Below are 13,931 nucleotides of genomic sequence, written 5' to 3' on the forward strand. Positions count from 1 at the left end.
AGTAGAAGGTTCTTTAGAAAATTGTATCTTTGCAGTTCTAATTTAGAAATACTAATTAATAGCATGAGATTGAAATATTATTTGTTTGCCCTTTTTTGTGGATTGATGTGTGCGTGTTCGGCGCCAAAAGATGTGATTTATTTTCAGGGTATAGATGATTTGACACCTGAGCAATTGGCAAAAATGAGTCAATCGTACACGACTAAAATAACGAATGATGATCTTTTATCGATTAATGTGACAGCATGGGATCCTGCAGCAGTTACACCCTTTAATCCTCCGGTATATGCATATTCGGCCACTCCGCAAGGGGAACAACCAATCATCGCATCTCAAAACTTATATACATATTTGGTAGACCAGGATGGAAATATAAATTTCCCGGTTTTGGGCAAGATACATGCCGCAGGTCTGACGAGGCAGGAATTGGCAAATAAGATGGAAGAAATGATTTCCAAATATGTGGAGAACCCGTTGGTAAATGTGCAGTTGCTTAACTTTAAGATTACACTGATGGGAGATGTGTCGCGTCCGGGTGCATATACGATAAAGAATGACAGAATATCAATATTGGAAGCTATAGGATTGGGAGGTGATTTGCAATTGACCGCCAACCGGAAAAATATTTTGGTGATTCGTGACAATAATGGTATAAAAGAAAGCCATCGCTTGGATTTAACTGATCCTGCCATATTTGCCTCTCCTTATTTTTATTTGCAACAGAATGATATTGTTTACGCTGAACCGATAAAGAATAAACAGCGTTCACGGACCAGTGCGGACCGTTCTTTTACGATGTCGTTGCTGACTTCTGTGATAAGCTCAGTTTCAATTATAACGAGTATGGTCATTACAATTGTTAATTTAAAAAGAAAGTAATTATATATGGAATCTATTCAGCAAGATAATGAGACAATTAATCTGAAAAAGATTATCATTTATTATTTCCGTCATTGGCGATGTTTTGTAGTGGCAGGTATTATTTCGTTAATTCCAGCTTTATTATATTTGATTTTGGTTCCCCGTACCTATGAGATGATGACAAAGATTTTGTTGTTGGAAGATAAGGGTACTTCAAGTTCGGGGTTGAATATCGGTGATGCTTCGGGATTGATGAAGACATTCGGCTTAGGTGGCATTAGCGGCGGTAGCTTTAATATGGATGACGAAATGGCAAAGCTGATGTCTACGACTACTTTGCAGGATGTTGTTTTGAAGTTAGGTCTGAATGTCGCTTACTATAAGCCTAATGCCTATAAATATAAAATGTATGAAGATACTCCTTTATTATTGTCTGCTGATTCATTGACACAGAAGAATCTGGAATCTCCCATAACATTTAATGTCGATATAGATAAGACAGGAAAGGTTAAAGTCGTAGCCAAGAATGAGGACGGCAAGAAACATTTTGAATTTAACTCTTTACCGGCCGAAATAAAGATGGAAGAAGGTTCTTTCCTTTTATCGTTTCGGGAAGACGAGATAAAGCCTTTATCTTTGAAACTTGAAATTTCCCCGTCTATATGGGTTGCACAGGATTTGTCCGAGTCATTGCTGTTTGATGAATTTGCGAAGAATGCGAATGTGGTGGAGATTTCATGTACCGATTACGAAAAGAAGAGAGGGCTGGATCTGCTACGGACATTAGTGGATGTTTATAATTCGCAAGAAGACTCCATTAAAAAAGCGGAAGGTGGGAAAAGTGTCCGGTTTCTGGATGAACGTTTAAATGCTGTTGTTGCCGATCTGACGGATATTGAAGTAAACATTGAACGTTACAAACTCAAGAATAAGATGACGGATATTGAATATGACGTTCAGTTCTATGCTGATCAGATGAAAGAGCTGCAAATGAAGATCATAGAGTTGGAGGCTCAAACCCGTTTGGTGGATTTGTTGGATGCTTATGTGAAAGATCCTCAGAATAAATATAATCTGGTCCCTATTCTGTTGGCTTCCGGTGAGGGTGAGAATTCTTCTAAATCTGTTTCATCTTATAATGAAGCATTGTTGGAGCGTTTAAGACTCATGCAAAGTACGAAAGGTGATAATCCTCTGATAGGACAAATGAATAAGCAGGTGGATCAATTACGTGAAAGCGTTTTCCTGTCTATCGATAATGCTAAAAAAAGTTTGAACCTGACTCTGGATGATTTGAAAGGAAAAGAGAAAATCATCATGGATAAGATGGGAGTCGTTCCGACATTGGAGAGGGAATATGTCGACTTTCGCCGTCAACAGGAAATATACCAGGCTCTTTATCTGATCCTTTTGCAGAAGCGGGAAGATTTTATGCTCTCTATTGGAGAGAGTAAGGACCGGGCGCGTATTGTTGAGGCCGCATATGTCAAGAAGAAATCGATTGCCCCCAGAAAATTATATGCTCTTATCGGCATGATCATTTTTACAATGGTTGTTCCTGTTGCATTCCTGTTTGGAAAAGAGCAATTTGTGGCATTAAAGAAGGAATATAAAGAAACGAAGTAAGATATGCAAAAAGTATTGGTTACAGGTGCTGATGGTTTTATCGGTTCCCATTTGACTGAGATGTTATTGGAACAGGGTTATAAAGTCAAAGCGCTTTCATATTACAATTCTTTTAATGATTGGGGATGGTTGAATGATGTCAAACATCCTGATTTGGAGGTGGTGACAGGCGATGTGCGTGATCCGCATTTCTGCAAGCATATAACCCAGGATGTCGAGATTATTTTCCATTTGGCGGCATTGATTGCAATTCCCTATTCTTATGTTGCGCCGGATAGCTATGTGGACACGAATATAAAAGGAACTTTGAACATTTGCCAGGCTGCAAAAGAAAACGGAGTGAAAAGAGTACTCGTAACCTCTACTTCGGAAGTGTATGGTACAGCCCGTTATGTCCCGATTGACGAAAGCCATCCCAAGCAACCGCAGTCTCCTTATTCTGCAACGAAGATCGGAGCGGATGCGATTGCGATGAGTTTCTATAATGCTTTCGCTTTGCCGGTTGTGTTAGTCAGACCGTTCAATACATACGGTCCCCGCCAATCGGCCCGGGCTATTATCCCGACCATTATAACGCAAATTGCGAATGGAAAGAAAGAAATAAAGCTGGGAGATTTGACTCCGACCCGCGATTTTAATTTCGTGAAGGATACTTGTAAAGGGTTTATCGAATTGTCTAAATGTGACGCCGCAATAGGACAAGAGGTCAATATCTGCAGCAACAATGAAATTTCGATGCGTGATACTTTGAATTTAATAGCCCGTCTGATGAATTCGGACGTTAAGTTCATAGAGGATCAGGCCCGTATCCGTCCTAAAAACTCAGAAGTTTTCCGTTTATGGGGAGATAATGCGAAGATAAAATCTTTAACGGGATATGAGCCTTCTTATCCTTTGGAAGAAGGCCTGAAAGAGACAATAAACTGGTTTTTAGATAAAGATAATTTGAGAAAATATAAAGCTGATATATACAATGTATAAGCCTGTAGTTGATTTTATACATGGACTATATCATTCGGATGACTTCATTCCTCTTCATGCCCCTTGTTTTATCGGCAATGAAAAGAAATATCTGAATGAGTGCATCGATACGACATTTGTCTCGAGTGTCGGTAAGTTTGTGGATCGGTTTGAGGAGATGGTAGCTGAATATACAGGGGCGGCCAAGGCGGTTGTCTGTGTAAACGGAACGAACGCTCTTCATATGGCTTTGTTATTGGCGGGGGTAGAGCGTGAAGATGAGGTTATATCCCAGGCTTTGACATTTATTGCTACCGCAAATGCAATCAGTTATATAGGTGCTCATCCTGTTTTTATTGATGTAGACCGGGAAACGATGGGCTTATCTCCCGATAGTTTGAGGAAATGGCTTTCAACGTCTGCAGAAATAAAAGACGGGGTTTGTTATAATAAAGAGACAGGGCGGAGAATAAAAGCTTGTGTCCCGATGCACACGTTCGGGCATCCTGTCAGATTGGCGGAACTTGTACAAATATGTGAGCAATATCATATCGAGTTAATAGAAGATGCCGCTGAAAGTGTAGGCAGTTTGTATAAGGGCAGGCATACAGGTACTTTTGCAAAAATCAGTGCTTTAAGCTTTAACGGCAATAAAACGATTACGACCGGTGGAGGTGGTATGTTGTTGTTCCGGGATGCCGAATTGGGCGCTTATGCAAAACACTTGACGACGCAGGCAAAGGTGCCCCATCGTTGGGAATTTATGCATGACCATATAGGTTATAATTATCGTATGCCTAATATCAATGCGGCTTTAGGTTGCGCGCAGATGGAAAATCTGGATCGTTTTGTCGCTAATAAACGTGAGACTGCTGAAAAATATAAGCTGTTTTTCAAGGATATGCCGATTGAGTTTTTTCCCGAACCGGAAGATTGCCGTTCCAATTATTGGTTAAATGCGGTTTTATTGCCGGATAAGTCGGTGCGTGATGAATTTCTGACCTATACAAATGATCATGGAGTTATGACACGGCCGGTTTGGGGATTGATGAATAAACAACCGATGTTTGCAGGTTGCCAGACGGACGATCTGACAAATACTTACTGGTTTGAAGAACGTGTTGTAAATATTCCAAGCAGCGTTCGGTTATGAGTGATCCCGGTAATATAGTATTGGTCGGTGGCGGCGGACATTGTAAGTCGGTGATAGAAGCAGCCGAAAGTGCCGGTTATACGATACTCGGCATACTTGATATGCCGGAATTTGTCGGTACTACTGTTTTGGGATATCCGGTTGTCGGAACAGACGACAATTTGGCTGAATATGTAGACAAGGCCCTGTTCCTGGTGACGGTAGGGCATATAAAGGATGCAAGTCTGCGAATCAGACTGCATGAGCGCATTCAATCGGTTGGTGGTCGTTTGGCTACGGTTGTGGCTTCTACAGCCCGTGTTTCCCGTCATGCGTCCATTGGCGAAGGGAGTGTGGTATTACACCATGCAATGGTTAATGCAGACGCCCATGTCGGGAAAGGTTGCATAATTAATACATTTGCCAATATTGAGCATGATGCTGTTATTGGAGATTTCTGCCATATTTCGACCGGAGCCATGGTGAATGGCAATTGTACGGTTGGCCAGGGTGTCTTTTTAGGAAGTCAGTCTGTGATGGTGAACGGTGTCGGTATTATGGAATCTTGTGTGATTGCCGCCGGTAGTGTTGTGCGTAAAAATATAGTGAAAAAAGGCGTTTATTCCGGTAATCCGGCTTTATTAAAGATAAAATTGTAAGATATGAAGCATACTCTTGTTATAGCAGAAGCAGGTGTAAATCATAACGGCTCGCTTGAAATGGCGAAACAGTTGATTGATGTGGCGGCAGAGGCAGGAGTGGATTATGTTAAGTTTCAAACCTTTAAAGCTGAGTCACTGGTTTCAAAGAGCGCTGTCAAAGCTGAGTATCAACAAAGAAACCTGCATGATGGCAACAATTCCCAATACCAGATGCTGAAGCAACTGGAACTTACCCGGGAACAGCATTTGATCTTGACAGACTATTGTACAAAGAAAGGAGTGAAGTTTTTCTCTACTGCTTTTGATTTGGAAAGTATCGATTTTCTTGCAGAACTTCATTTGGGATTGTGGAAAATTCCTTCGGGAGAAATTACTAACTATCCTTATTTAAGGAAGATTGCCCGAATAGGAGAACCTGTAATCCTGTCTTCTGGAATGAGCGGATACCGGGAAATAGAAGAAGCGTTGGCTGTCCTGGTGGAAAATGGTGTCCGGCATGACGATATAATAGTGTTACATTGCAATACAGAATATCCGACTCCTATGGAAGATGTGAATTTGCGGGCTATGCAGTCTATAGCCGCGAGATTTCATGTCAAAGTCGGATATTCCGATCATACAAGAGGTATAGAGGTACCTGTCGCAGCTGTCGCATTAGGGGCTTCTGTCATAGAAAAACATTTTACTTTGGACCGGAACTTAGAGGGACCGGATCATAAAGCCTCTTTGGAGCCGGATGAACTGAAGAGAATGGTTTCATCGATTCGGAATATAGAAAAAGCTTTAGGGGATGCTGAAAAACGGGTAAGCCCTTCGGAAGCTAAAAATATAGAAGTTGCCCGGAAAAGCATTGTTGCTGCCTCCAAAATAGAGAAAGGTGAGATTTTTACAGAACAGAATCTGACTGTAAAACGTCCGGGAAACGGCATTTCTCCCATGAAATGGTTGGATGTGTTAGGGAAAGCGGCGACAAGAATATATGAACCGGATGATCTGATAGAATTATGAGAAAGATATGCGTTATAACCGGCAGTCGGGCTGAGTATGGTTTACTAAGTGGCCTTATGAAGCAAATAGATGAATCTGAAGATTTAAAACTACAGGTCATCGCAACCAATATGCACCTTTCTCCTGAATTTGGCTTGACATACAAAGAAATCGAGAAAGACGGTTTTGTTATCGATAAACGGGTTGAGATGCTGCTTTCGTCGGATACATCGAGTGCCACGGCTAAATCCGTAGGGTTAGGCATGATTGGTTTTGCCGATGCCTATGAAGACTTGCGTCCTGACTTGATTGTTGTTTTGGGCGATCGGTATGAAATATTGGCAGCCGTTTCTGCTGCCTTGTTTTTTAAGATTCCTGTGGCCCACCTGCACGGAGGGGAGATTACGGAAGGCGCCTATGACGATGCGATCCGCCATGCGATTACCAAGATGAGCCATTTGCATTTCACATCGACGGAAGAATATCGGAAAAGGGTGATCCAGTTGGGAGAAAGCCCGGATCGGGTGTTTAATGTAGGGGCTATCGGAGTTGAAAATATAAAAAAAGGTTCTTTCCTTTCGAAAGAGGAATTGGAGAATAGTTTGGGTTTTAAATTAGGCGACAAGTCTCTGCTTGTCACGTTCCATCCCGTGACTTTGGAAACGTGTACGGCGCGGGAACAATGCGACAATTTGTTGGAAGTCTTGGCAAGGCATCCGGAATATCGGATTCTTTTTACACTCCCGAATTCGGATACGGACGGGCGTGTCATAATAGACTGCATAAAAGATTTTGTAGCAAAGAATGAAGACCGGGCAATCGCTTTTAAGTCTTTAGGCAAGCTTCGTTATCTTTCCGCATTGAAATATGTCTCTGCTGCGATTGGTAATTCTTCGAGCGGCATTTTGGAAGTTTCGAGTTTCGGAATACCGACTCTGGATATCGGAGACCGTCAAAAGGGGCGTATTGCTGCAAAAAGCGTGGTGCACTGCGGAACGTCGACGGAAGAAATAGAACAGGGTTTTAGATTAATTTTCTCTGAAACTATTCAATCAGCTTCAAAATTGCGGAGTAATCCGTATGAAAAGGAGGGGACTACAGACATGATTGTTTCTCAGTTGAAAACTTATCCATTGGAAAACCTGATTCAAAAATCATTTTATAATTTGTAATATGGATGCAAACTCAAAATATATTATAGATGAAAATCTAAATATCGGGGAGGCTTTAGTTTCATTGAATCAACTATCCAATGATATCTTAACTCTGTTTGTCGTAGACGGTCAGGGGAGAATGGTCGGTTCGTTGACAGATGGAGATATTCGCCGGTGCCTGATTAAAGGGGTTACATTGGATGCTCCTGTTTCTTTGGCCATGAATCGAAATTTCCATTATTTACAATATGGCAATATTTCTATTGATGAAATAAAAACGCTAAAATCGAAGAAGATAGTCTTATTGCCCTATTTGGATTGTGATAAGCATATAATTAAAATATATAACCTTCAGAAACAGAAGTCTATTTTACCGGTAGATGCGGTTTTAATGGCGGGAGGAAAAGGATTGCGTTTACGTCCGTTGACGGAGACAGTCCCCAAGCCATTGTTGAAGGTTGGCAATAAACCGATTATCGATTATAATATAGATCGTTTGATCGAATACGGTGTCGATCATATTTCAATAACCGTAAATTATTTAAAGGAACAGATTGAGTCGTATATAGCCGAATCCCGTGTGGATTCCAACATACGTTGTGTTCGCGAACCACAGTATTTAGGAACGATAGGGTCGATCAGGTTTGTAGAACATTTTCATCATGATACGGTATTGGTGATGAATTCGGATTTATTTACAAATATAAATTACGAAGATTTCTTCTCTCATTTTTCAGAGCATCAGGCTGATATGTCTGTGGCTGCAGTGCCTTACTCTGTTTCGGTTCCGTATGGGATATTTGATTTGGAAGGGCGGGAGATTAGAGGCATAAAAGAAAAGCCGACATTCAATTATTATGCTAATGCAGGCATATACTTGATAAAGAAAGATTTATTGGAACTTATTCCTTCAAATACGTTTTTTGATGCGACGGATTTCCTTAATCTGTTAATCTCGAAGGGCTATAAAGTCATACGTTATCCTATTACCGGCTATTGGCTGGATATCGGTAAGTTTGAAGATTTTGATAAAGCTCAGGAATTAGTAAACCATTTATAATTGAATAATGAGATTGTTGTATTTGATACCGGCGAGAGGGGGAAGTAAAGGTATTCCTCATAAAAATATAAAACAGTTATCGGGAAAGCCTTTAATTGCCTATTCGATTGATGTGGCCCGTCAGTTGACGGACGACAGTAATATCTGTGTCTCGACCGACGACGATGAAATTATACGGGTTGTTACATCTTATGGTCTGGCAGTTCCGTTTAAAAGACCTGATTATCTTGCGACAGATTCAGCCGGTACATACGAGGTCATTTTGCATGCAATCGATTTTTATGAGAACTTAGGGGTTCACTATGATGCGGTAGTCCTTTTGCAACCGACTTCTCCACTGCGGACTGCCCGGCAGGTAACGGAAGCTATCGGGTTATATGATAAATCTGTTGATGCCGTTGTTTCCGTATGCGAATCCCCTCAAAATCCATATTATAATTTATTCGAGGAAAACAGGGATGGGTATCTTCGTATCTCAAAGGGCGATGGCGCTTTTAGAAGACGCCAGGATACTCCTTCTGTCTGGATGTTTAACGGGGCTATTTATGTTTTTAATGTAGAATCATTGCGTAAGGGGTATTTCGATAGTTTTAAGAAAATACGTAAATATGTTATGCCACTGGATATGTCAGTCGATTTAGATACCCTTACAGATTGGATGTATCTGGAAGCTGTAATGAATAAAGGAAAGTAGCATGTCTTTTGCTTTGATAAATAAGATACGGACTAATACATTGTTCAGGAACGGAACGTTATTCGCTTTCTTCTCTTTTCTGAATAGTGGCATCGGCTTCTTACTGTTATTGGTATTAGCCAGCTTTATCCCCCCTTCCGAATATGGGGAGCTGAACCTGTTTAATACGTTTGTGACATTGTTGGCTATTTTTATTTCATTGAATGCGACGGGTATTATCGCTGTCGATTTTTTTTCTGCAGAGAAAACGCAACTTCGGCGGATGTTAAGTACGGTTTTATGCCTGTCTTCCGCTTCATTTCTTGTTTTTTCATTACTGCTCTTGTCCTTTTCCTCTTTTTTTGAACGGATAATCGGATTGTCTGCTGAGTATCAATGGTTGGGGCTGTTGGTTTGCTATATGCAAGTCTTTTCCACTGTTAATCTGGATATTTGGCGTTTGGAAGAAAATCCTCTTTCCTATGGAATATATAGTGTCTCAACAGTTCTTGCAAACTTTATCTTGACTTTAATTCTGGTTATTGGCTTCCATTGGGGGTGGTTGGGACGAGTGTACGCACAGGTTGCCGTCAGTATGCTGTTCTTTTTCGTCAGTATCTATTTCCTGATAAGAAGGGGCTATCTCCAAAGGCTGATACCAAATAAAGAAACCGTAAAGTCTGCTTTGGCTTTCGGTATCCCATTGATCCCTCATAGCGCTTCCGCCTGGATTCGTCAAGGCTTGGATCGGTATGTGATTAATTACTTTTATATGGCTGCCCAAGTCGGAATATACAGCTTCGCTTATAATTTTGCTAATATTATTCAGATTATAGGCTTGGCTTTTAATGCGACAAACTCGGTATATATATATAAGAACCTTGCCAATATAGAGGCGGATACATCCAGCCGTTTATTGAAGCAGACTAAAGTCATGACTTTGTTTTTTGCAATTGTTACATTATGTGTTTATGTCGGAACTTCTATCTTTATACCGGTATTTGTTCCTAAATATAAAGATGCAGTACCCTATCTGTTCCCGTTATGCATGGGCGCTTTTTTCCAATGTGTATATTATTTGTTTGTGAATTATCTGTTCTATTATAAGAAGACAAAAAAACTAATGTATATAACATTTTCAATGTCTCTCTTTCATGTGCTGCTATCCGTGTTGCTAACGCGGTATTCGGTGATGTACACGGCTTATGTAACGATGATTGTAAACATGATGATTACTTTAGGCGTATTTTTATACAGTCGTCGTATATATAAACTGATATGATTTGTTGAATTTAATATAATATTCTATGCATAAATATTCTACCCCCCGTTTTTCGAGGGTTTGTATAGTCGATACGGTTTATTCATTGTTTATTTATTTGTTGATCAGTAGTAAAGAAGAAACGGATCATACATTTTTCTTCTTTTCGGATGGGATCGATGCCTCGATAAGAAATAGGTTCCCTAACCATTATTACATCCCTTCCAAAGATTTCCCAAAGCGTAACTTTATATCAAGGCTTTGGCTTCGTCTGAAGTTGAGATTGGTCGCCCCTTTTAAGTGGCCTTTTTTATCATCAGCTGATTTATATGGGCATGACCATCTTTGTTTTACCCCCTCCTTGACCGGAAATAGAAAAATGACTGTCTTGGAGGATGGCATGGGCAATTATTGTGATAATCCTTTTGGATTTGTCGAGTATTCGGGTATCGAACTTTTAATCAGGAATCTCTTATTTGGCCCATTGTCGACAAAGAGGCCGTTAGGTAAATCCTCCTATGCGGAGAAGGTTATCCTGACAGGAATGAAAAGTATTCCGGAAGAATTAAAACAAAAAGCAATTCTTATCGATCTGCCTCAGATGTGGGACGCTTTGGAGGAAAGTGAAAAAGGGCGGATTTGCTGTCTTTTTTCCATTGACTTTGCGATGCTGAAAGAGCTTTCTCAGAAAGATACAGTTCTTTTCACACAGCCCTTTGCAGATGAAATAACGCTTGACGAGCTCATTGGTATTTATCGTAAGATGCTGGAGAATGTGGACAAAGACAAACTTCTCATCAAGAGACATCCTCGTGATATGGTTGATTATAAGACCGCTTTTCCCGGTGTGTGTGTATTTGATAAACCGATACCGATGGAACTGTTGACGTTATTAGGTGTGCGGTTTAAGGATGCCTATACAATAAGTTCAACCGCAGTACTTTTACTGCCTCCAACTGTTAAGATTCATTTTTCCGGTCATGCCGTGCATCCGGGACTATTGGAAAAATATGGAGATATTCAGATCGGGAATTTGAAAGGTAATAAATGATTTCCAATCCTAAAGAGTCGTTGCTTTTGTTGCGGGAGTCCCGATAAAGTAGTACATTTGTCAACAGGCAGTAATCGAATCATTGCTGTTTAAGACGAAAGTGGAGGCGCTCTAAATATAAATCATTCTTTTGGCAAAGAGATTAAAACAACTATCATAGCATTATGTACGATATTTTATTAACCTCGTTGATCCTTTTGTTTTTGTTATTCGCGGCTTTGTGGCAAAGTAGAAGTGGTGATGAGAAGAATTTCTTCTCTAAAGATTATACAAATACATTGAAGGGTTTGTGTGCGATTGTGGTACTGCTCGTACATGTAGATCCGTCCTATCAGAATCCCCTTCAGGACGGTGTCGGAAGTTTTGCTTATGTCGCAGTTACTTTATTCTTTTTCATTTCTGCTTATGGCATGCAGTTAAGTGTGGAAGGGAAGCCCGGATATTTAAAGCATTTTTGGCGGAACAGGTTGGTGAGCCTTCTTATACCCTGTTTTCTGATTAATTTGTTTGCGTTCGCATATCAAATGGGAATCTTGAATAATAAGAGTTTAGCTGTCCTTGTTGAAATCAATGGATATGTAAAGGTTTTACTTCAATATTGTTTGTTATTCTATTGTGTGATGATGCTTGGCAAATGGTTAAAGGTGGAGAAGACTTGGATTACGGACGGTTTGCTTATTGCTGGCGTAGTAGGTTCGAGCCTGTATCTTTATTTTAGCGAAGGAGGTGATGGCGCAAATGTTTCGGGATGGTGCTATGAACGCTATGGGCTGGTATGGGGATTGTTGTTATATCGCTTTTTCCCTCGGGCTTTAACTTGGTTCAATGCGCAACGGCTTGTCAAAATTATAGCCTTTTCGTTCTTGAGCGCTCTCCTGGGCTTACTTTATCTGAAGTTCAAAACCGATTGGTTTTATGGAGAGTATCTGTTGAAAGTGCTTCTTGGCATATCTATAATTACTCTTTTGTTTTTGGTCTCTCAAAAAAGAATTTTCGGCAATAGAGTAGGGAGATTCCTGGGCGATATATCTTTTGAGATTTATTTATCGCATGGGCTTATAATGGGGATATTGGCCTATTTCTGTCCATCGTTAAGGAGCGGAACCTTTCTCATCCTCTCGGTTGTTATGACGGTTCTTTTCAGTTGGCTGGTTCATGAGATTGCAAAACGGCTTGTTTCGTTGTTAAGAGCCAAAGAAATAGGGCGTAAAGCATAATAAATAGATAAGAAAAACGTTTTTGTAACAAACTGGATATAATGGTACAAGACTTTATAAATAAAAACTTTAGCCGGTTACTAATATTCACTCTCATATTCGGAGTGATTCTGTATGATACAATTGGATTTGATTACACGGATGAGCTGTGTTCTTTATTGCTGTTTGTCTTATTTCTCAAATATGTTTTTTCCACTCCGCATTGGGAAGTAAACAAGATGTTTTTGGTGACTACGGCTGTCTTTCTTTTTTATCTGTGCTATTCTTTTTATATAGGGAGTAATAGCAAAGCCGCTATAATTACTGATTTTGTCGTACAATACAAACCCTATCTCGGCTTTTTCTGTGTTTATGCAATCAAACCTGTAGTATCTCCAACCTACAAGAAATTGATATGCGAAATATGTATTGTTCTTGGCATTTACCTGTTAGGGGTGGGAATTGCATATCAAATATCTCCAACCAATCTTAATTACATATCGATGCATCCATCCCGGTTGGCGACTTCAGTTTCGATTATCAGTCTTTTGTATCTGTATTGCAGTGACTTCACCCAAAGGGATAAAGCAATATTTATATTATTGATGGTGGTCGGATTATTATCCGAGCGTTCCAAATTTTATGGATTCTTTATTATTTGTGTTGCAATGATCCTATTTGTAAAGCCGTCATTTAAGTTTAAGCTGAATATAAAAAATATCATTTTGTGCTCTATTGTCCTTGCACTGGTTTTATTTTTTACTTACAAAAAGATGAATATCTATTTTATTAGCGGAGGAGACTTTTTGGGTGATGATGAAAAGATACAAGACTCTATTGCACGGGCGGCACTCTATTTCTATGCGCCTGATATTTTGTCCGACTATTTCCCTTTTGGGTCCGGATTCGGATCTTATGCGACTTACGCGTCCAGTGTATATTATTCGCCATTATATAATCACTATGGGATGGATGGAATATATGGATTAAGTAAACATTTTGGCTCTTTTATCGCAGATACATATTATCCGGCATTGGCTCAGTTTGGATATGTCGGTATTTGTTTATTTTTCCTGTTTTGGGGAAACTTGGCGCTAAAAGCATTGAGGAGCCATAAATTTGCGTATAAAGAGGCATTAATGGCGTTGATGATTATTCTCTTTTTCATGATCGAATGTACTACCGATTCTACAATAACACACAATCGTGGATTATTTATGATGGTGCTCTTGGGGCTTTTGTTCTCAGACATAAGGCATATAGTAGCGCAAGATAAGAATAAAAAAATATTGTCCTCAAAATAATTCT

General features: G+C 39.9%; 13 protein-coding genes. All 13 read left to right on the plus strand.

Translation table 11 applies throughout. The features are described from left to right. The first annotated feature begins 63 nt into the window (after positions 1 to 63). The 13 genes from DWU89_RS09770 to DWU89_RS09830 all read left to right on the plus strand — a co-directional run bounded on the left by DWU89_RS09770 (position 64) and on the right by DWU89_RS09830 (position 13,927). A complete protein-coding gene (locus DWU89_RS09770) occupies positions 64 to 879 on the plus strand; it encodes a polysaccharide biosynthesis/export family protein (protein WP_115499462.1) in 816 nt (271 codons plus the stop codon). 6 nt (positions 880 to 885) lie between these two features. After that, positions 886 to 2,487 carry a GumC family protein gene (locus tag DWU89_RS09775; RefSeq protein ID WP_115499463.1) on the plus strand — a complete coding sequence of 534 codons (1,602 nt, stop codon included), beginning with the start codon at positions 886 to 888 and terminating at the stop codon, positions 2,485 to 2,487. 3 nt (positions 2,488 to 2,490) lie between these two features. Beyond that, the gene (locus DWU89_RS09780) at positions 2,491 to 3,468 is read left to right on the plus strand and encodes an NAD-dependent 4,6-dehydratase LegB (RefSeq protein WP_115499464.1); all 978 of its coding nucleotides are present in this window, start codon (positions 2,491 to 2,493) and stop codon (positions 3,466 to 3,468) included. Next, complete coding sequence (locus DWU89_RS09785) at positions 3,461 to 4,600, plus strand: LegC family aminotransferase (protein ID WP_115499465.1); 1,140 nt, start codon at positions 3,461 to 3,463, stop codon at positions 4,598 to 4,600. The genes DWU89_RS09780 and DWU89_RS09785 overlap by 8 nt, the downstream gene beginning before the upstream one ends. Beyond that, positions 4,597 to 5,238 (plus strand): acetyltransferase, encoded by a 642-nt coding sequence (locus DWU89_RS09790; RefSeq protein WP_115499466.1) that lies wholly within the window; start codon positions 4,597 to 4,599, stop codon positions 5,236 to 5,238. Before DWU89_RS09785 ends, DWU89_RS09790 begins: the two co-directional genes overlap by 4 nt. Before the next feature lie 3 nt (positions 5,239 to 5,241). Then, positions 5,242 to 6,249: an N-acetylneuraminate synthase gene (neuB, locus tag DWU89_RS09795; protein ID WP_115499467.1), complete on the plus strand. Its 1,008-nt coding sequence runs from the start codon at positions 5,242 to 5,244 to the stop codon at positions 6,247 to 6,249. After that, entirely contained in the window at positions 6,246 to 7,400 is a 1,155-nt protein-coding gene (neuC, locus tag DWU89_RS09800; protein ID WP_115499468.1) for a UDP-N-acetylglucosamine 2-epimerase, read from the plus strand. The genes neuB and neuC overlap by 4 nt, the downstream gene beginning before the upstream one ends. Before the next feature lies 1 nt (position 7,401). Further along, the gene (locus tag DWU89_RS09805) at positions 7,402 to 8,442 is read left to right on the plus strand and encodes a nucleotidyltransferase family protein (protein WP_115499469.1); all 1,041 of its coding nucleotides are present in this window, start codon (positions 7,402 to 7,404) and stop codon (positions 8,440 to 8,442) included. A gap of 7 nt (positions 8,443 to 8,449) precedes the next feature. Continuing rightward, positions 8,450 to 9,136 (plus strand): acylneuraminate cytidylyltransferase family protein, encoded by a 687-nt coding sequence (locus tag DWU89_RS09810; RefSeq protein ID WP_115499470.1) that lies wholly within the window; start codon positions 8,450 to 8,452, stop codon positions 9,134 to 9,136. A 1-nt stretch (position 9,137) separates the two neighbouring features. After that, a complete protein-coding gene (locus DWU89_RS09815; protein WP_115499471.1) occupies positions 9,138 to 10,397 on the plus strand; it encodes an oligosaccharide flippase family protein in 1,260 nt (419 codons plus the stop codon). Between the two features lie 25 nt (positions 10,398 to 10,422). Further along, positions 10,423 to 11,427 carry a glycosyltransferase family 52 gene (locus tag DWU89_RS09820; RefSeq protein ID WP_115499472.1) on the plus strand — a complete coding sequence of 335 codons (1,005 nt, stop codon included), beginning with the start codon at positions 10,423 to 10,425 and terminating at the stop codon, positions 11,425 to 11,427. Between the two features lie 164 nt (positions 11,428 to 11,591). Next, a complete protein-coding gene (locus DWU89_RS09825) occupies positions 11,592 to 12,644 on the plus strand; it encodes an acyltransferase family protein (RefSeq protein ID WP_115499473.1) in 1,053 nt (350 codons plus the stop codon). 41 nt (positions 12,645 to 12,685) lie between these two features. Further along, on the plus strand, positions 12,686 to 13,927 hold the full coding sequence (locus DWU89_RS09830) for an O-antigen ligase family protein (RefSeq protein ID WP_115499474.1): 1,242 nt from the start codon (positions 12,686 to 12,688) through the stop codon (positions 13,925 to 13,927). Positions 13,928 to 13,931: the final 4 nt, after the last annotated feature.

Source organism: Parabacteroides acidifaciens, assembly GCF_003363715.1.
GTDB classification, from domain to species: domain Bacteria; phylum Bacteroidota; class Bacteroidia; order Bacteroidales; family Tannerellaceae; genus Parabacteroides; species Parabacteroides acidifaciens.

What these genes read in the sequence shown, in the direction of transcription:
- DWU89_RS09815 (WP_115499471.1), top strand. Translation starts at nt 9,138, where the DNA reads ATGTCTTTTGCTTTGATAAATAAGATACGGACTAATACATTGTTCAGG.
- DWU89_RS09770 (WP_115499462.1), top strand. Translation starts at nt 64, where the DNA reads ATGAGATTGAAATATTATTTGTTTGCCCTTTTTTGTGGATTGATGTGT.
- DWU89_RS09805 (WP_115499469.1), top strand. Translation starts at nt 7,402, where the DNA reads ATGGATGCAAACTCAAAATATATTATAGATGAAAATCTAAATATCGGG.
- DWU89_RS09780 (WP_115499464.1), top strand. Translation starts at nt 2,491, where the DNA reads ATGCAAAAAGTATTGGTTACAGGTGCTGATGGTTTTATCGGTTCCCAT.
- DWU89_RS09775 (WP_115499463.1), top strand. Translation starts at nt 886, where the DNA reads ATGGAATCTATTCAGCAAGATAATGAGACAATTAATCTGAAAAAGATT.
- DWU89_RS09785 (WP_115499465.1), top strand. Translation starts at nt 3,461, where the DNA reads ATGTATAAGCCTGTAGTTGATTTTATACATGGACTATATCATTCGGAT.
- DWU89_RS09820 (WP_115499472.1), top strand. Translation starts at nt 10,423, where the DNA reads ATGCATAAATATTCTACCCCCCGTTTTTCGAGGGTTTGTATAGTCGAT.
- DWU89_RS09810 (WP_115499470.1), top strand. Translation starts at nt 8,450, where the DNA reads ATGAGATTGTTGTATTTGATACCGGCGAGAGGGGGAAGTAAAGGTATT.
- DWU89_RS09825 (WP_115499473.1), top strand. Translation starts at nt 11,592, where the DNA reads ATGTACGATATTTTATTAACCTCGTTGATCCTTTTGTTTTTGTTATTC.
- neuB (WP_115499467.1), top strand. Translation starts at nt 5,242, where the DNA reads ATGAAGCATACTCTTGTTATAGCAGAAGCAGGTGTAAATCATAACGGC.
- neuC (WP_115499468.1), top strand. Translation starts at nt 6,246, where the DNA reads ATGAGAAAGATATGCGTTATAACCGGCAGTCGGGCTGAGTATGGTTTA.
- DWU89_RS09830 (WP_115499474.1), top strand. Translation starts at nt 12,686, where the DNA reads ATGGTACAAGACTTTATAAATAAAAACTTTAGCCGGTTACTAATATTC.
- DWU89_RS09790 (WP_115499466.1), top strand. Translation starts at nt 4,597, where the DNA reads ATGAGTGATCCCGGTAATATAGTATTGGTCGGTGGCGGCGGACATTGT.